This is a genomic window from Kurthia sibirica (assembly GCF_003143975.1).
In the GTDB taxonomy this organism is placed as follows: domain Bacteria; phylum Bacillota; class Bacilli; order Bacillales_A; family Planococcaceae; genus Kurthia; species Kurthia sibirica.
Genome location: NZ_QFVR01000024.1, coordinates 1 through 18,475 on the forward strand (window position 1 = coordinate 1; position 18,475 = coordinate 18,475).

An 18,475-nucleotide genomic window follows, 5' to 3' on the forward strand; every position below is an offset into this window, starting at 1 on the left:
ACGCCGCCAGCGTTCGTCCTGAGCCAGGATCAAACTCTCCATAAAAGTGTTTGAAAGCTCATTTGCTTTGCTAGCGTTATCTTTCGATAACGACATTCTACGAATAGAATGTCTTCGTTTGCTTACGTACTAATTAAAGTTTGTAAGACTTTATATTGATTAACTTCACTGCTTGTTTAGTTTTCAAGGTTCATGTTTTCGTCACTCGTAAGCGACTTGATTATTATAACACTTTAACCATTTCTTTGTCAAGAACTTTTTTCAAATTCTTTTTTAGAAATTAGTGCGTCACTCGTTAGCGACTTTAATATTATAACTCTTTACGTTTTGTCTGTCAACAACTATTTTAAAATTGTTTTGATGAGTTATGACTAACTCGCTTGACGACTTAATTATTATATCACCATACTATAGTATGTGCAAGCACTTTTTAAAAGTTATTTATATGACCATTCAGGTCGTAATAACTCTCTCTTCTTTAGTACGTTTTATATTGTATACAAAAAAACGTTGAAATACAATGGGAAAATATATGTATAGAAAAAAGCACCCTAATTAAGATAATTTGGGTGCTTAAATACTATTTTAATATAATTAATCGTGTTGACGCATTAATGGGAATAACAATACGTCACGTATTGATTGTGAATTTGTGAATAGCATAATCATACGATCGATGCCGATTCCTAGTCCACCAGTTGGTGCCATACCATATTCTAAAGCTTCTAAAAAGTCTTCATCCATATCATGTGCTTCATCATTACCTTGTTCTTTTTCAACCATTTGTGCTTCAAAGCGCTCACGTTGATCAATTGGATCATTAAGTTCTGTAAAGGCATTTGCATGCTCTCGACGTACAATGAATAATTCAAAGCGATCTGTGAAACGTGGATCTTCTGGATTTTTCTTTGCTAATGGAGAAATTTCTACCGGGTGTCCATAAACAAAAGTTGGTTGCACTAATGTTTCTTCAATTTTTTGTTCGAAGAATTCATTAATAATATGACCGATTTCCATCGTGTCTTTTATGCCAACATTATGTTCTTTAGCTAAAGCTTGCGCTTCTTCTTTAGTCATTTCTTGCCAGAAATCAACACCTGTTGCTTCTTTAACAGCATCAACCATATGCATTCGTTTCCAACCTTTAGAAATATCGATTACATCTTCACCATACTGAAGTTGTGTAGTACCTAACACTTCAGTAGCAACATGAACAAATAAATCTTCAGTCAAATTCATAATGTCTTCATAATCAGCATATGCCTCATACAATTCAAGCAATGTGAATTCAGGATTATGTCGTGTAGATACGCCTTCATTTCGGAATACGCGGCCGATTTCATATACTTTTTCAAGTCCACCTACGATTAAACGTTTTAAATAAAGCTCAATTGCGATGCGCATATACATTTTAGCATCCAATGCATTATGATGCGTTTCAAACGGACGTGCTGCCGCTCCACCTGCAATTGCATTTAACATTGGTGTTTCTACTTCTAAATAACCTTTGTTATCTAAGAAATTGCGAATCGAGCGAATAATTTGGCTACGTGTAATAAACGCTTGTTTGCTTTCGTTATTTGTAATCAAATCTAAATAGCGTTGACGATAACGTTGTTCTACATCCTGTAAGCCATGGAATTTTTCCGGCATTGGACGCAATGATTTAGTTAAGAAAGTGAATTCAGTTGCTTTAACTGTTGTTTCACCTGTATTTGTTTTAAACATCTTACCTTTAATACCTACGATATCGCCTAAATCAGCGCGCAAGAACAGGTCATACGCTTCGTCACCAATTGCATCTTTACGTACATAAATTTGCATTTGGCCGGCTAAATCTTGAATATTCGCAAACCCCGCCTTACCTTTACCGCGTTTTGTCATAATACGCCCTGCGATTACAACATCTTCTGATTCATTTTCTGCTAACTCTTCTTTTGTGTATCCATCATATTTTTCTTTTAACTCATTTGATAGATGTGTTCTAACAAAACGTTGACCAAATGGGTCTAGCCCTGCTTCTCTTATTGAATCCATTTTTTGGCGTCTCACCAAACTCTGGTCATTTAATTCTTCTGACACGACTTTCACTCCTTATATCTGTTCTGCTCTACGCAGTCCATAATGTATTTACTGTACACAATTTTAACATACGATTCACGACTTTCCTCTCATTTTATGCAAGCAGTAAAAATTACTCGCACTAAAGAGTTGATAATATGAAATTGAAACACCTATTACGTGTCGGTTCAAGATCACTGTAGCCACCATAATTTCAATATGACCTTATATTTTTTCATAAAAGGTATCACATCTGAAGAAACTGTTGTACATTCTCTATTCGCTTGAATAATCTTACGCCTTGCGACCCTAGTTCTGCAAGTAGTGCATCGATGCTTTGTCCAAGTACAGGTTGATTCGCATATGGTGCTATTTCAGCTAACGGTACAAGTACAAAGGCACGTTCGTGCATACGCGCGTGAGGAATTGTTAAAATTTCATTATCATGTATTTCCTCACCATATAGAATAATATCCAAATCCATCGTTCTTGGACCCCAACGGATAATGCGCTCTCGCTTTAACTTCTGTTCAATCGCCTGGCAACTCCGCAGTAAATCCAAAGCACTTAAAGACGTATCCACCTCTACTATACAATTCATAAAAACATCTTGATCTTCGTAGCCAACTGGATCTGTATCATATATAGAAGAAACTGCGGTCACTCGGATTTCTTTCTCTCCATGCAAAAGCTGTACTGCCTGTTTAAGTGACTCCACTTTGTCTCCCATATTAGAACCTAACGAAATATAGGCTTGCATCATATGAATTCGCCTCTTGTAATTTCGACAGACACTTCGCGATAGTGTCCCGGAATCGGAGGGTCTGGTTTAATCACTTCTACTTGAATCCCTTTAATAACAGCTGGATATGCATTGCGCACAGCTGAAGCTAGTTTTTCAGCTACCGCTTCAATTAACTTATATGGTTTTCCTTCAACGATATCTTTAACGATTGAAAATACCTCTGCATAGCTCACTGTGTTATCCAATTCATCCGTTTCTCCTGCATATTGTAAATCTACCGCTATATGCATCGTAATACGAAAACGTTGACCTAATTCTGTTTCGGCTGCAAGCACCCCGTGATAACCATAAAACTCCATATCCTTCAAATGAATATAATCCATGTTTTTTCCTCCTTAGCGTAGTGCATCCATCATTTTCATCATGCGGGCAATGGGTTGTACATCATGTACTCGAACAATATGGCAACCCTTATCCACACCATAGCAGCAGCTCGCACCTGTTCCTTCCATACGTTCTTCAACTGGTAAATCTAGAATTGTCCCAATCATGCGTTTACGAGATGTTGCAAGTAATACAGGATAGCCCATATTCACAAGTTCAGGCAATTTACGCATCATCTCTATATTTTGCGCATGTGTTTTTCCAAAACCGATACCTGGATCAAGCCAAATTTGTTGTACACCGGCTTGTTTAGCTAGCGTAATACTATTCACTATATCTTGTTCTACAGCTAACCAAAATGCATCACCAACATATTCTTCTTTGCGATTATGCATTAAAATGAGCGGTACTTTATATTGAGCGGCAATTGTTGCAATTTTAGGATCATACTGCCCACCCCATATATCATTAATAATATGAGCACCAGCTAAAACTGCTTGCTCTGCTACATGTGATTTAAATGTATCGATTGAAATAAGTACATCGACTTGCTGTACAATGGCCTCTATAACTGGCACAACACGCGCAATTTCTTCTTCAATAGATACCGGTGTATAACCAGGTCTCGTCGACTCACCACCAATATCGATAATCGTTGCGCCTTGCTCTACCATTTGACGTGCACGCTCTACTGCCGCTTCTACCGAATTGTACCGCCCACCATCAGAAAATGAATCAGGTGTTATATTTAAAATGCCCATTATATGTGTTTTTTCGCCAAAATCCATCACTTTACCGGCAATCGTATAATCAGTAGCATATCGTAATTTCATATTTCCTTACACCCCATTTATTTGTTCTTTATAGCATTTGCTTAATAACGTATAGATCGGCCCTTCAACCGTAGAAAATAGTCGATTATCTAGAGAAGCTATAGCAATCAGTTCTTGCACAGATGTTGTGACAAAACATTCTTGCGCTTCCTCCAATACAGTTTTCGCAAAAAGCCCTTCTCGTACTTTTATGTCATTAGCATGAGCGAGTGCAATAACAGCTTGTCGTGTAATACCATTTAATATACCAGTCTCCAAACTTGGCGTATAAAGTACACCATCTATTACCCAAAATATATTTGATGTAATGCCTTCCGCTATATTTCCTGTTTCCGTTACAAAAAAACCTTCATGTTCTTGTAATGATGTCAATTCTTGTCGTGCCAATATATTATTGGCGTAGTGATGGGACTTAAAACGTTTTGATTGTTCTGGCGTATTGCGTATGGTTGTTAACCAATAGGCTTTTTTTATCGCAGTAACAGCTGGTAACTCCTTGCGGAAAATAATAATTGTCGGTGCATCATAGTGTTTTAATTGTAAACCTACACCACCATTCCCTGCCGAGACATTCAATCGAAAATAACCATCTACCTGACCATGTCGATTATTTAGCTCCTCAATGACAACTAGTAATGTTTCTTTACTATAGGGCATTGCGATACGATAGGTCGCCAATGCCTCTGTCAATCGAGCGAAATGCTCGTCAAATAAAAATGGGATGCCATCATATGTACGAAAAGTTTCAAAAAAACCCAGACCATATAAAAAACCATGATCCAACGGTGAAATAACTAGTTCATGATCTTGTATATATTGTCCATTCATCCAACACCACATTATTACGACACCTCACAGTAGGTTACGATAAAGTTTTTCAATAATTGTAAACCATTTTCCGTCATAATGGATTCAGGATGAAATTGAACACCTTCTATTGGTAATTCGCGATGACGTAATCCCATAATTTCGCCTTCCTCTGTCCAAGATGTAATAACTAAACAATCAGGTAATGTTTCTTTTTCAACAATTAATGAATGATAACGTGTTGCATTATATGGATTAGGCATGCCTTTATTCATTCCCTTGTGATCATGTTCAATAGGGGATGTTTTACCATGCATGAGACGCTGCGCACGAATCACCCTACCTCCAAAAACTTGCGCAATGGATTGATGACCTAAGCAAACACCAAGAATGGGTATTTTACCAGCAAAATAGGTGATAATTTCTAAGCTCATCCCTGCTTCATTTGGTGAGCAAGGCCCTGGAGAAATGACGAGCATCGTTGGAGCAAGCTGTTCAATTTCAGTCACTGTAATATCGTCATTACGTTTAACAATTAGTTCCTGTCCTAATTCACCAAAATACTGCACAAGATTATAAGTAAATGAATCATAGTTATCAATCATTACTATCATTTTGCCATCTCCTCCACCATATGAACTGCTTGCCACATTGATTTTGCCTTATTTAAAGATTCCGTATATTCAAGCTGTGGTACAGAATCAATCACAATTCCTGCGCCAGCTTGAATATGCACTTTATTATCTTGAATAAAGGCGGTACGAATAACGATGTTCATCTCTAAATCTCCATTATAACCAATCCAGCCGATTGAACCTGTGTAAATCCCTCTTCGCACTGGTTCTAGCTCCTCTATAATTTCCATCGTACGAATTTTTGGTGCTCCGGTAATTGTCCCTCCTGGGAACATCGCACGAATGACAGCAGTGGCGTTCTGATATGGCGCTATTTCACCGCGTATATTCGATACGATATGCATTACATGAGAATATTTTTCGATCACCATAAATTCATCAACAAATACAGAACCGTAGCGTGACACTTTACCAATATCATTTCTTTCAAGATCAACTAACATCACGTGTTCTGCACGTTCTTTCGGATGCTTGATTAACTCATCGGCTAGTTGTTGGTCTTCTATATCATTCCGTCCCCTTGGGCGCGTACCCGCAATTGGGCGCGTCGATAATTCCATTCCCTTTTTCTTCACAAGCAGTTCTGGTGAACCGGAAACGATAGCAAAATCAGGTGATTGAATAAACGCCATATATGGGGATGGATTAAATGTACGTAGTGCCTCATACAATAAAAGTGGCTCTTCATCGTATATTTTTGATTGTCTCACCGATAAATTTACTTGGAAGACGTCTCCCTGCGCAATATATTGTTGAATTTTCACAACTGCTTCTTCAAATTGTTGACCCGTCATTGAAACAGCCATTCCCTCGATCATATGATGAGATATGGTTTTATTCGCGTGGAAATTACGCGTGAAATGATCATGTTGAAAATCAGTAAGTGCTTGTTCTAGATTGACCTCACTCGATGTGGTTTTCATGAAGCGCATTTCCTGTTGTTCTTCGTGAAAAACAGCCCAACTATCAACTAAATAAAAATAATGTTGTGGTAGACGTAAATCTGTCTGTGCCCTGGAAGATAATTTTTCGATCTCTCGACTATAGTCATAGGACACCGAACCGATGACACCTCCAGAAAAATAAGGCTCGTCAGTTTGAATAGCATAGCTTGCTGTCAATTCTTCAATCAATGCTAACGATTCACCAACACGTTGCTCTTCTCGACCGTCACGCCATTGAATATGTATACCTTGCTCCGTAGAAGCGATGACTGCTAATGGATTCCACGCTGCGATACTTTGTATGCCTCCTCGTCCACTTTCTAAAAAAATATGATGTTCCACAACTTTGACACTTTCTTTATAGTTATAAAAAAAGGCATCCTTTGTCATCGGTATTGCTGCTGTAGTAAATAATTGATTCGTCAATTTGCTACCCCCATGTATTCTATCTTTACGTCATTGTCCATAGTATATGAAATGTGGCGCCATTTCGCAAAATTGATTCTCTTTTTTCAATAAAAAAAGTGCAAATGCCATTTTATTGGCATTTGCACTTTTGGCATAGCTTATTTATTAGTCATCAAAATGATAAAGGGGTGTTGATAAATAACGTTCGCCATTAGAAGCTAAAATTGCTAAAACATTTTTACCTTTTCCTAAACGTTTCGCTGTTTCAACTGCTGCAAAAATTGCTGCACCGGATGAAATGCCACCTAAAATACCTTCTTCTTTGGCAGTTTTACGTGCCGTTTCAAATGCCGCTTCATTTTCCACAGGGAAAACTGAACCATAAACATCTGTATTTAACACTTTTGGTACAAAGCCAGCACCAATTCCTTGGATTTTATGAGGACCAGGTTTTCCACCTTCTAGTACTGGTGAATCTTTTGGTTCTACAGCAATGATTTCAATTTGTGGGAATTTTTCTTTTAATACTTCGCCTGCACCAGTAATCGTACCACCAGTACCAACACCCGCTAAGAATGCATCTAAAGTTAAACCTGCTTTTTCAAAAGCATCAACAATTTCTGGACCTGTTGTTTCGCGATGAATGACTGCGTTCACAGGGTTTTCAAATTGTTGAGGTAAAAACCAACCATTTTCTTGTGATAGTTCCTCCGCTTTAGCTATTGCACCCTTCATACCTTCTGCACCTGGCGTTAAAATCAGCTCTGCACCATATGCACGCAGAAGATTACGACGTTCCATAGACATTGTATCAGGCATAACAATCACTGATTTATAACCTTTAGCTGCTGCAACCATTGCAAGACCAATACCTGTATTACCAGAAGTTGGTTCGATTAAAACGCTACCTTCTTTTAAAATACCGTCTTTTTCTGCTTGCTCAACCATTGCTAAAGCTAAACGATCTTTTACAGAGCTACCTGGGTTCATATATTCTAATTTCACATAAACATTCGCATCATTTGGACCTGTTAAATTATTTAATTTCACGATCGGTGTGTTACCTACTAATTCTGTTACTGAATTTACGATTTGGTTTGTCATTTCAATTCCACTCCTAATTCCTAGTAGTTTTATAGGCTTTTAATATTTTTAATTTTACATGACTAAAATTTCAAAGTCAATAAAAAACGACGGAGAATTATTGGAAAATTCCGTCGCTTTTTATCTGTTATTTTAATTCGCTTTTTGAGCATCAATTTCTACAATGAAACCTTCCAATTCCTCTTTAGAGAAATCATATGTTTCCATACAGAAGTGACATTGTGCTTCTGTTTTTTCTTCTTCATTGATCATTTGTTGTAACTCTGTTTTACCTAAGCTTAATAAAGCTGCACCAAAACGTTCTTTTGAACAATTGCAAGCAAATTGAACAGGCATTGTATCAAGTACTTGGACATTCCCTTTACCTAACACTGCTTCTAATACTTCTTCTGGTGTATAGCCTTTTTCAATCATTTTAGAAACAGGTTCAATTTTCCCGAGTTGTTCCTCAATTAATGTGATTGTCTCATCATCAACATTCGGCATCACTTGAATAACAAAACCACCTGCTGCTGCAATTGAATTATCTGTATCTACTAAAACACCTAGACCAACTGCTGAAGGAACTTGCTCTGATTTAGCGAAATAGTATGTGAAATCTTCAGCAATTTCTCCCGATACAAGCGGCACCTGACCTGTAAAGTAATCTCGTAAACCTGAATCTTTTACGACAGATAGAGAACCTTCTGTACCTACAGCACGACGAACATCTAACTTACCGGCTGCGTTTAAATCATAGTGTACATGAGGATTGATTGCATAACCGCGTACTTCGCCTTTAGCATTGGCATCAACAATGATCCCACCTAACTCGCCATCACCCTGGATTTTAATCGTTAACTTGTCTTCGCCTTTTTGCATAGCGCCCATAATAATACCGGCAGTCATCGTACGACCTAGCGCTGCTGAGGCAGTTGGCCATGTATCATGACGACGTTGTGCTTCACCAACTGTTTCAGTTGTACTGACTGCAAACGCACGTACACTCCCATTAAATCCTAATGCTCTTACTAAATAATCTGACATGGATTATCCTCTTTTCTATTTCAATAGTGTAAACATCTTTCGACATCATAACATAGAAGCCTTTACAAAAAAAAGCTGACCGACTCAGCATGAGTCGGTCAACATTTTTAGTCTCGTTCTTCTTGAATACCGTTTTTATTTTTATCGTTTGGTTGATCGCTTGGAAGATCTTCAGTTGTTGGCTCATTTTTGCCCAATTCCACTTTAGTTTCTTTCACGATTGTAGTTTCAGTTGCTTCAGTTACTTCTTTTACAGTTGTCTCTGCAACAACTTCACCATTTTTCTTATCATACGAACGTTCTGGCAATTTACCATACTTCTCTAGATGCTCAATTTGTTCAGCATCTAAAGTTTCAATTTCTAATAGCGTTTCAGCGATTAAGTTCAATAGCTCCCGACGCTCTGTTAAAATTTTCTTCGTACGAGCATATTGCTCAGCAACCATTTCTTGCATTTCTTGATCAATTTCATAAGCGATTTTATCAGAATAATTTTGCTCTGAAGTCATATCACGACCTAAGAATACATTACCACCTGAATTTGCACCGAACTGTAATTGGCCAAGCTTATCGCTCATACCATATTCAGTTACCATTGATCTAACGATGCTTGTCACGCGTTGGAAGTCATTGTGAGCACCAGTTGAAACTTCGCCAAAAGCGATGTCTTCTGCCGCACGACCACCTAATAAACCAGATACTTTATCAAGAAGCTCTGGTTTTGTCATGAAGTAACGATCTTCTTTTGGAAGCATTACTGCATAACCACCAGCTTGTCCACGAGGTACGATTGTTACCTTATGCACTTTTTCAGCTTCGTCTAAAGTTAAGCCCACTACTACGTGACCTGCTTCATGATACGCAACGATATTACGTTCTTTTTTAGAGATTACACGGCTAGTTTTAGCTACACCGGCAATAACACGGTCCGTCGCTTCATCGATATCACCCATGTCAATTTTCAATTTATTAGAACGAGCTGCAACAAGAGCTGCTTCATTTAATAAGTTTTCTAAATCGGCACCAGAGAACCCTGGTGTACGTTGTGCAATTGCTTTCATATCAACAGATTCATCAAGAGGTTTTTTGCGAGCATGTACTCGAAGTATCGCTTCGCGTCCTTTGACATCTGGACGACCTACAGTAATTTGACGGTCAAAACGACCTGGACGTAATAATGCAGGATCTAAAATGTCAGGACGGTTAGTAGCAGCGATGATAATAATACCTTCGTTGGCACCAAAACCATCCATTTCAACTAGAAGTTGGTTTAATGTCTGCTCACGTTCATCGTGACCACCACCAACACCAGCACCACGTTGACGGCCTACTGCATCAATTTCATCAATGAAAATGATACAAGGTGCATTTTTCTTCGCATTTTCGAATAAATCACGGACACGAGAAGCACCGACACCAACGAACATTTCAACAAAATCAGAACCACTGATTGAGAAGAACGGTACGCCAGCTTCGCCAGCTACAGCACGTGCAAGTAATGTTTTACCAGTACCCGGAGGTCCCACAAGTAGAATACCTTTTGGAATTCGCGCACCGATTGCTTCGAACTTAGTTGGGTCTTTTAAGAAATCAACAACTTCTATAAGCTCTTGTTTCTCTTCATCAGCACCAGCTACGTCAGTAAAACGAACTTTTTTCTTTTGGTCATCATAAAGCTTCGCTTTACTCTTACCAAAACTCATCACTTTATTGCCGCCACCTTGTGACTGATTCAATAAGAAGAAGAACAAAATGAAGATAATAATAAATGGAATTACACCCGTTATGAATGAAATCCAACCACTCGTTTCAGGAGCGGGTAAGAAGTTGATTTTTGAACTCTTACTTGCTTCATCACGGATAATGTTCATTAAATCTTGATCGTTCTGAGGAATATTCGTTACGAATGATTCGTCTTCTTTGTAACCTTCAAGTTTACCTTTTACGACATACACCAATTTATCCGGTTGAATATCCGCTTTGGAAACTTTCCCATCTTGTAATGCTGTAATAAACTCATTATAATTTAAATCTTTTGTCGGTTTATTTTGGCCGTTAAACGTACCAAAAATCCCTACTATCACAAGAAAAATCAATAAATACAATATGGCGTATCGAAATACTCGATTCATCCCCAGCCTCCTCATCAGGTAAACAGAAAAACTATAGTAAATCTTATCATATGGAAATTAGAGCGTACAATGAAAAGTCTTTTCTTTCACAACTTTCAAGTGAAAATTGTCGCATTTTTTGCTAGAAAGAGTAAACTGACTTTTTAAGAACGCCAATATATGGTAAGTTACGATATCTTTCCGCGTAGTCTAAACCATAACCTACAACGAATGCATCTGGAACATCAAAACCAACATAATCCGGTTTTAAGTCCACTTTACGACCCGATGGTTTATCTAATAATGTAATAATACGAATTGATTTTGCTTTGCGGTATTTAAATAAATCAACTAAATAGCTCAAAGTTAAACCAGAATCAATAATATCTTCTACGATAATAATGTCGCGACCTTCAACACTTGTGTTTAAATCTTTAACGATTTTCACTTCGCCTGAAGAGACAGTTGCATTACCATAGCTTGTAACATCCATAAAATCAATTTCTAAATAGGCATCGATGCGCTTCATTAAATCAGCCATAAAAGGCATTGCACCTTTTAAGACACCAACTAATAATGGGAATTTGTCATCATAATCTGCCGTAATTTGTGCACCTAATTCTAAAATCTTTTCTTGTAATTGTTCTTCGGAAATCAATATTTCCTCGATGTCTTTCTGAAGCATTGCTTGTATCCTCCTTGAATATAAGTAGACGGCATTAGATTTGTACGTCTACGATCATAATTGCACCCTTACTAGAACTGTGCACTTGCGTACATAAAGAGCTTACACGCAATCCTGGCAACGCGATAATTTCATCATTTGAATCGACAATCAGCGGCCATTCAATTCGATCTTGCAGCGGTACTTTTGCATCGATAAAAATGCGCGATACCTTTTTGTAATTGCCCATGCCTGCTAATTGCATTCGATCTCCATCATTCTTAGAACGACGGGTCAACGGATGCTTCAGCTTTGGATGTGACAAAGCATAGAATTTTGCTTCATCTGAATACGTTTGAGTCGTCATATCGTGGAAAATTCCATATCGTTGACCATTTGGTAATAGATACCATCTATCCATTGCCAGCACATGCTGCTCAACTTCTTTTAGTAAAGGTCTTCGACGATATACATAAAGTACATCATATTGTCTTTGAGCCACTCCACCATCTGGTAGCGATAATTCTTTATGACCATCAATCGTTGTCGTCAATTGTAAAATTGCCGTCCAAAGTGTATAGCTTTGTGCAATGATTGTATCTTTATAAAGATATTTTAATAGTAGTAGAATGACCCTTCTTTGTAAAGCAAGTGGCTGTTTTTGGAATGGAATAATTGATAATGTCATCATATTGTCACTTTCGACAACGATCAGCTCATTAAAAACAGCTTTTGTTAAGTCCTCCAAGACAACTTCTTCCATTCTTTCTTTTTCAGAAAAACGTTGAAAAGCTACTGCTATTTTACTATTTTCCTCTCTTAATAAAGGTACCACATGGTGGCGTAAACGATTGCGCGTATAGGAGTCTTTTTTATTGCTTGCATCTTCTCGATAATCGAGTTGATAGTTTGTTAAATAGTCCATAATGTCTTGACGCGTAACGCTTAAGAATGGCCGAATTAACTGCTGACCGTAAAAATCACGTTGTGCCGGCATCCCCAATACACCTTGTTCATGTGAACCTCTTACTAAGGCCATTAAAATACTTTCGATTTGATCATCGGCATGATGTGCAACGGCTACTTTATTAAAACCTTCTTCAATCATAATTTCCATGAAATACTTGTAGCGTTCTCGTCTACAAACATCTTGCAAATTACCTTTTTCCTCAGCATGAATTGCTGGGATTTCAATGTTTGCAGCGAAAATTTGAATTGCATGCTCTGCACAAAAGCGCTCTACAAATTGGCGATCGCCATCTGCAGCTTGCCCGCGCAACATATGGTTGACATGGACAGCAGCGATATCAAAATTTGCTGTTTTTTTAAGCTCGTTCAAATAATGCAGCAACACAATAGAATCCACACCACCGGAACAGGCTACTAGTATACGATCAGTAGGCATTAATAGGTTGTTTTTTTCTATATAACTTGCCGCTTGTCGTTCGAGATTAGTCATGTCAATCACCTCTACAATCAATAGTAACACTTTTCAACTATAGAAATGGAACAAAGTAGCTTCATCACCTCAATCTTCTTTAATTTATGTTAAATACCTGAATTTAATTGGTATTGTTTTGCATATTATATTTATTACCCCATTTATTTCTAAAAAATGCTATTATTTTTGCAGAAAAATGAATTGTTTTAAATTCATTCAAATTTTTTTCAAAAAACCGCTTGACGGTATAGCAATCCTCTTGTAATATAATCTATGTTGTCTAAAAGACATCGTTGTTATGGCGACCTAGCTCAGCTGGCTAGAGCGTTCGGTTCATACCCGAAAGGTCGGGGGTTCGATCCCCTCGGTCGCTATTTGGCCCCTTGGTCAAGCGGTTAAGACACCGCCCTTTCACGGCGGTAACACGGGTTCGAATCCCGTAGGGGTCATATTAAAAGAAGCTTTCCTTTTCAGGAGAGCTTCTTTTTTTGTTATTTTATAATAATTTGTCGTACGAATCATGCGGATAGTTTTTTTCCATAAAAAAGTGATGACCTGCAAAACTCTTACAGAGTTGCTGGTCATCACTAGACGTTCTATATTGACACTTTTTCTATGACTAAAGAGTTAGCAATTAGCTTCTTCTTGCGCCACGGCCGCCGCGTTTCGATTCAGTAGCACGTTTTAAAGTCGTTAGACGTTCGTCACTGTCCTTTAAGAAACGAGCCATTTTTTGCTCGAAATTCTCTGGTGGCTGATATTGTTGTCCGCGATTGTTGCCTCCGCCACGACTGTTGTTACCGCGTGGGCGTTGTGGACGCTCTGGGCGTTCTGGGCGTTCTGGACGTTCTGCTTGAGGTTTTGCTTTACGAATTGAAAGACCAATTTTACCATCAGCTTCTACATTCATAATTTTAACTTCAACCATTTCTCCAACTTTTAAATGATCGTTGATATCTTTTACATAGTTATCAGCGACTTCACTAATATGCACAAGACCTGTAGAGTTATCTGGTAACTCCACGAATGCTCCGAAATTTGTAATACCTGTTACTTTACCTTGTACTTTGCTACCTACTTCAATTGCCATAAAAAAAATGCTCCTCCTTAGAATTTAAGCGACTAATGATAGTCAATAACTGAATTGTAATATGCAATATATTGCTCATTACTCACTACTTATTATAGCCATGAAAAAAAGAGTGTCAACAAGACTAGTCTTTTTGACTTTGAGAAAAATCCATTTCATCGTCATCTTTGGCAGCGTTTGGAATATTAAATATCTTTTCGCCTTTTTTCGATAAAAATAAATCTTTTCTTACTATTTTCGCGATATAATCGTCATCGTCTAGCTTAACAATCTGTGTTTTTAGTTCTTTTTGCTGTTCTTTTTGATTATCTAATTCTCTTTTTAATGCTATTTCTGCTTCCTTTTTTTCTTGCAAATTATTTTTTTGATGAGCAAGAGTAAAAAGAAGTGAACCAACAGTCAGGAAAAAAATCGTCGTCATAATTGCAAGGTTTCGATAAAGTGATACTTTTCTATTATGTAGACGTTTCGCTTTTATTTCTTCCTGCTTTACAAAGTCTTGATGAATTCTACTAATGGAATTCGGTCTGCGTGACTTTTTTTCGGACATAGATTTCTCCTCCCTTGAAAAATCATCGGATACCTATTACTTAAATAGTATAAAGGAAAAACTGGATTATTATAAGGATTAACCCTTAGAAAGCTTAAATAATTCCTAAAAATAACAAAAATTCCTTCGTTATCATATTCTTTTTCACTTTTTCATACTAGTTAAACCTTTTTAATGCATTATTTAATCCTCATCATCTATGAATTCTGGCTCTACCACCTCAAGTTTTTCTTCACTAAGAATCGTATACATGGCTGCCGCTTCGTCTTTACGTACGATATCTTTTAACATCTCAATGCGTACTGTAACAATTTTTTGACCAAAACGAATAGCTAACACATCACCAACTTTTATACGACTTGCCGCCTTCACCGTTTTACCATCTATTGAAATACGCCCTTGGTCTGCTACTTGCTTCGCTAAAGTACGTCGTTTAATTAAACGCGATACTTTTAAAAATTTATCTAAACGCATGTTTTATTGTCCTCCTTCATCTTCTTTTGCTTGTTGCCACAATGATAGCAATTCATCAATCGTTGCAGTTGAAAAATCTTTCCCTGTTGCTTTTACTTGCTGCTCGACAAAACCAAAACGTTTGGCAAATTTTGCATTGCCATGAAGCATTGCCTCTTCAGCAGATAATTTATAATGTCGCGCTAAATTGACAATCGTCGTCAGAACATCACCAAGCTCATCTAGTTGTTGTGCTTTCGTTCCTTTTTCAAGTGCTTCTTTAAATTCAAGCCATTCTTCTTGGCATTTCAACCAATATTGCTCTGTTGTCGACCACTCAAAGTTGAGCTTCGCTGCTTTTTTCTGATAATTATACGATGTTTGAAGGGCTGACTCCGCACGATACTCACCAGCCAATAGCGCTTCATCCTTATTGTCGGTTGCATGCTCTTCTTTTTTTATTTTTTCCCAATTGGCATTAATTTCTTCCACATTATTAACTGTAACATCTGAAAAGACATGCGGATGGCGACGAATCATTTTAGTCGTAACACCCTCTATTAAATCTTCTAAATTAAAGAAACCCTCTTCTTCACCAATCTGCGCATTCATGAATACAATCATCAGTAAATCACCAAACTCTTCGATGATATGATCATGATCATCTTCATCTATGGCTTGCAACACCTCATGTGCCTCTTCCAATAAATAGCGCTTCAATGTAGCATGTGTTTGTGCTTTATCCCATTCACAACCCTCTGGACCACGTAATTTCGCTATAATATCACGTAGCGTAGACCATTCCTTCGTTGCTTGTAATGGATCAGTAACAGGTGGTACATATACCGTTGTTAAATTATTAATTGTTGCTACATGATCCAATTCAAATAATGGAACTGTTTGTAATAGTTCGCCTGAAGAACCTGCTGCGGTAACAATTGTCACTGGATATTCTGCATCATATTTTTCCATCAAGGTTAATTTTACATTAGATGCACTTATTTGATCGTACACTTGTGCAATTAATAAGTGATTATTCATATTGACATGATGAATGGAAAAAGTCGAACCATCAACCAATTGAAAACCATCGATTGGATCGATGCGCAATGCCCCAAATATTGCATCTAAAAAGCTCTGTCCACCCTCTACTACAAGTTGAATGCGACCTTCTTTTTCTGCTTGTACAAGTAATTGCACAGTCATTTCAGCTACTAATGGATGTCCAGGAACTGCATAGACCACATCATCATCAATTGATGCTTGTATTAACGTTTCCGTAATTTCTTCATATACTGGTAAGAAATGATCATGTTTTTCATACACTTGGTCAAAACTTATAAATTGTAAATTTTCCATACGTAATTCTTCAATTACTGGATGATCCATCGTTCGAACATACAGTGTTGAAGTCGCTTTTAATTGTCGATAAACACCCATTGGTAGCTGATTAAAATCACCAGCGCCCAATCCTAATACTGTTACTTTATTCATTATTCCACCTATTTCTTATTTAATAATATTTGCAATGATGCAAGTTTTCTACCAAGTGGCAATAATAGCCATTGGCGGGGGGTGAAGAGCGTAAACTTTGTAACCCATAATACAAAAACACCTGCGCCCACTGATGCTGCGATACTGACAACTAGTAGTGCATATAAACGTCCTCCAATAGAAATAAAGGGCATTCTATCCATTAAAAAGAGTGTCATTTTTACGCTGATGAACATTGCGAGCGTAGCGAGCACCGTTGTTTTATAAAAATGAAAAGATGCTAATGGCAACTTTTTCATTCGTTTTAAATAGTATATCAGTCCGGCGGCACCAAATAATAGAGCGATATTGCTCGAAATTGCAGCACCAACGACACCATATCTCATCACGAGGGCGTGATTTAAGCTGATTTTCAGTATTAAACTTACTGTTAACAGTATCGTTGGGCCTTTACGATAGCCCAACCCTTGTAAAATAGCTGTAATTGTTACGATGACGGATAAGGTAATTATTTGTAACATATAAATAACTAACACATCAGAAAGAGCATTCGTTTCAAATAAGAGTGTATTTAAATAAGGCATGATTAACATTAAACCAACAGCTGCAGCTATACCAAATAGCAATGTAGCTTGATATGTCAGTTGAATAAATGCTGTTGCCTGTTGTTTCTTTCTCATCATAATCGCATTGGCAATCATCGGTACGATTGCCATAGACATTGATGATGCAATGACTAAACCTACTTGTACAAGTGGCTGCCCGCGATCATAAATACCTTTTTCTGTCATTGCCTGTGCTTTTGTCATAGCGAATTTTTGTAAAGCATCAAATACCGTAAAGGAATCAACGAGTTGAAAAAAAATAAGTAGTAAACTACTCATACTCGCGCTAATACTCACAACAAGCATTTTTTTCATAATACCGGCTTTATTAGGCAATGTATGGTTTCTTTTAAAGAGCGTAACCCGTTGTGAAGATTTGCGCATGACGATTAATAATAAAATTACGCCTGCCACTTCGCCAAAAATCGTACCAAATATTGCCACTTCTCCAGCTAAGTATAGTGATTTTGATGTCAACATGACATAGGTTGTGCCTCCAAGTATAAGTCCTACACGTACGACCTGTTCCACTACTTGAATAAGAGCTACACGCGATAAATCACCTGCTGCTTGTAGTGTGCCCTTGTAGAAAGCTAATACCGGCATTGTAAAAATAACAAATGCTCCGATTTTTAAAGAAGCCTCCAATTGTGGATCGCCCATTGCTGCTGCAAAAAAGGGAGCACAACTATAAAATACACTAAAAAACAGTGCCGATAATAACCAAAGAAAGCGATAGAGTAATTGAGCAACGGCTGTTTTACGAGAGCTATTGCTTAGCGCTTCATCGGCAATCATTTTAGAAATGGCAATTGACAAACCACTAGAAGTCCACGTCATAAAAATAGCTACGAAGGGGTATACTTGTTGATAAATAAAGAAGCCTTTATCCCCCACGAGGTTTTGAAAAGGAATACGATAGAGCATGCTCAATAATTTGACGAATAATGCCGCCGCCGTTAAGAGCGCTATGCCCTTAGCGTAACTTTTCATAGTAGACATCGTTTTTTTCAGTCCTTTAAAATTCTTATTTGATAGTATATCATAGTTCAATTTCCATGCGAATTTACATATTTACCCGAATAATGCTAATTCCTTTTTCCCCTTTTGCACTTTTTTT

17 protein-coding genes and 2 tRNA genes are annotated in these 18,475 nt (G+C 37.6%); 2 read left to right on the top strand and 17 right to left on the bottom strand.

Annotation, left to right across the window (positions count from 1 at the left end; translation table 11 throughout):
* Positions 1-594: 594 nt before the first annotated feature.
* The 12 genes from lysS to tilS all read right to left on the bottom strand — a co-directional run bounded on the left by lysS (position 595) and on the right by tilS (position 13,181).
* Positions 595-2,091 carry a lysine--tRNA ligase gene (gene lysS, locus DEX24_RS14155; RefSeq protein WP_373863581.1) on the bottom strand — a complete coding sequence of 499 codons (1,497 nt, stop codon included), beginning with the start codon at positions 2,089-2,091 and terminating at the stop codon, positions 595-597.
* Positions 2,092-2,308: 217 nt separating this feature from the next.
* A complete protein-coding gene (folK, locus tag DEX24_RS14160; protein WP_109307073.1) occupies positions 2,309-2,824 on the bottom strand; it encodes a 2-amino-4-hydroxy-6-hydroxymethyldihydropteridine diphosphokinase in 516 nt (171 codons plus the stop codon).
* The gene (folB, locus tag DEX24_RS14165) at positions 2,821-3,189 is read right to left on the bottom strand and encodes a dihydroneopterin aldolase (RefSeq protein WP_109307074.1); all 369 of its coding nucleotides are present in this window, start codon (positions 3,187-3,189) and stop codon (positions 2,821-2,823) included. The genes folK and folB overlap by 4 nt, the downstream gene beginning before the upstream one ends.
* A gap of 12 nt (positions 3,190-3,201) precedes the next feature.
* Positions 3,202-4,023, bottom strand: coding sequence for a dihydropteroate synthase (gene folP / locus DEX24_RS14170; RefSeq protein WP_109307075.1), 822 nt, complete (start codon positions 4,021-4,023; stop codon positions 3,202-3,204).
* Between the two features lie 6 nt (positions 4,024-4,029).
* Positions 4,030-4,863 (bottom strand): aminodeoxychorismate lyase, encoded by an 834-nt coding sequence (gene pabC / locus DEX24_RS14175; protein ID WP_109307076.1) that lies wholly within the window; start codon positions 4,861-4,863, stop codon positions 4,030-4,032.
* 2 nt (positions 4,864-4,865) lie between these two features.
* Entirely contained in the window at positions 4,866-5,444 is a 579-nt protein-coding gene (gene pabA, locus DEX24_RS14180; protein ID WP_109307077.1) for an aminodeoxychorismate/anthranilate synthase component II, read from the bottom strand.
* Positions 5,441-6,799, bottom strand: a complete 1,359-nt coding sequence (locus DEX24_RS14185; protein WP_109307120.1) for an anthranilate synthase component I family protein — start codon at positions 6,797-6,799, stop codon at positions 5,441-5,443. Before DEX24_RS14185 ends, pabA begins: the two co-directional genes overlap by 4 nt.
* A 183-nt stretch (positions 6,800-6,982) precedes the next feature.
* Positions 6,983-7,921: a cysteine synthase A gene (cysK, locus tag DEX24_RS14190; RefSeq protein ID WP_109307078.1), complete on the bottom strand. Its 939-nt coding sequence runs from the start codon at positions 7,919-7,921 to the stop codon at positions 6,983-6,985.
* A 132-nt stretch (positions 7,922-8,053) separates the two neighbouring features.
* Positions 8,054-8,947, bottom strand: a complete 894-nt coding sequence (gene hslO / locus DEX24_RS14195; protein ID WP_109307079.1) for an Hsp33 family molecular chaperone HslO — start codon at positions 8,945-8,947, stop codon at positions 8,054-8,056.
* A 107-nt stretch (positions 8,948-9,054) separates the two neighbouring features.
* Positions 9,055-11,079, bottom strand: a complete 2,025-nt coding sequence (gene ftsH, locus DEX24_RS14200) for an ATP-dependent zinc metalloprotease FtsH (protein ID WP_109307080.1) — start codon at positions 11,077-11,079, stop codon at positions 9,055-9,057.
* A 121-nt stretch (positions 11,080-11,200) separates the two neighbouring features.
* The gene (hpt, locus tag DEX24_RS14205) at positions 11,201-11,743 is read right to left on the bottom strand and encodes a hypoxanthine phosphoribosyltransferase (protein ID WP_109307081.1); all 543 of its coding nucleotides are present in this window, start codon (positions 11,741-11,743) and stop codon (positions 11,201-11,203) included.
* 34 nt (positions 11,744-11,777) lie between these two features.
* The gene (tilS, locus tag DEX24_RS14210) at positions 11,778-13,181 is read right to left on the bottom strand and encodes a tRNA lysidine(34) synthetase TilS (protein WP_109307082.1); all 1,404 of its coding nucleotides are present in this window, start codon (positions 13,179-13,181) and stop codon (positions 11,778-11,780) included.
* 282 nt (positions 13,182-13,463) lie between these two features.
* Here tilS and DEX24_RS14215 point away from each other — a divergent pair.
* Together DEX24_RS14215 and DEX24_RS14220 are read left to right on the top strand one after the other, a co-directional pair.
* Positions 13,464-13,537: transfer RNA gene (locus DEX24_RS14215), tRNA-Met, on the top strand.
* A 3-nt stretch (positions 13,538-13,540) separates the two neighbouring features.
* Positions 13,541-13,612, top strand: a tRNA-Glu gene (locus DEX24_RS14220).
* Positions 13,613-13,797: 185 nt separating this feature from the next.
* On the opposite strand, the gene DEX24_RS14225 is transcribed toward DEX24_RS14220, so the two are convergent.
* The 5 genes from DEX24_RS14225 to DEX24_RS14245 form a co-directional block, all read right to left on the bottom strand.
* Entirely contained in the window at positions 13,798-14,253 is a 456-nt protein-coding gene (locus DEX24_RS14225) for a S1 domain-containing RNA-binding protein (RefSeq protein WP_109307083.1), read from the bottom strand.
* A 124-nt stretch (positions 14,254-14,377) separates the two neighbouring features.
* On the bottom strand, positions 14,378-14,803 hold the full coding sequence (locus DEX24_RS14230) for an FtsB family cell division protein (protein WP_109307084.1): 426 nt from the start codon (positions 14,801-14,803) through the stop codon (positions 14,378-14,380).
* Positions 14,804-14,986: 183 nt separating this feature from the next.
* Complete coding sequence (locus DEX24_RS14235) at positions 14,987-15,277, bottom strand: RNA-binding S4 domain-containing protein (protein ID WP_109307085.1); 291 nt, start codon at positions 15,275-15,277, stop codon at positions 14,987-14,989.
* Positions 15,278-15,280: 3 nt separating this feature from the next.
* Complete coding sequence (yabN, locus tag DEX24_RS14240; protein WP_109307086.1) at positions 15,281-16,750, bottom strand: bifunctional methyltransferase/pyrophosphohydrolase YabN; 1,470 nt, start codon at positions 16,748-16,750, stop codon at positions 15,281-15,283.
* 8 nt (positions 16,751-16,758) lie between these two features.
* Positions 16,759-18,357 (bottom strand): putative polysaccharide biosynthesis protein, encoded by a 1,599-nt coding sequence (locus DEX24_RS14245; protein WP_109307087.1) that lies wholly within the window; start codon positions 18,355-18,357, stop codon positions 16,759-16,761.
* Positions 18,358-18,475 lie beyond the last annotated feature (118 nt).